The organism is Helicobacter sp. L8, assembly GCF_003660355.1.
GTDB lineage: Bacteria > Campylobacterota > Campylobacteria > Campylobacterales > Helicobacteraceae > Helicobacter > Helicobacter labacensis.
In genome coordinates, this window is the sequence record NZ_QXQR01000061.1 from 1 (window position 1) to 500 (window position 500).

General features: G+C 42.4%; 1 pseudogene. It reads left to right on the forward strand.

Annotated elements, in window-relative coordinates:
- Positions 1-500 (forward strand): annotated as a pseudogene (locus EAO37_RS09045) (hypothetical protein); the annotation flags it as partial.

Genomic DNA, 500 nt, shown 5'->3' on the forward strand with positions numbered 1-500 from the left:
ACCATGATAGGTTGCCCCAAGAGCTTTCCAGCTTGAATCGGCGCAAAAAGCAAGCAGATCACGCGATTCAATTTGCTAAAATTGATAAGGACGGCTCGTTAAGTGCCATTGAAGGGCTTGATAGCAAGCCTTTTCAAGTCTACACACATATTACCTCCATTGCAGACACTCCCTTACCCCTAACAAAAGTTTCAAGCACGGGCGATAGACTAAAAGCCATCAAACAGGGGAAGGAGTTTTATATCCACTTGAAAGATGTCTTGGGCGAGGGGGGCGAGGGAATTGTCTATGCAACAGACAAATCTAAGATAGTGGCTAAAATCTATAGTGAAGAAAAGCTTACCCAACGTAAACTAGCTAAAATTCAGCTGATGTCAAACTATGAAATCCGTTGCAAGGGTATTTGTTACCCTAGTGCCATTCTTTATAACATGCATGGAGAGTTTGTAGGGTATCTGATGTCCCAAGCACAGGGAAAAACCTTGTTAAAAGAGTTCTTT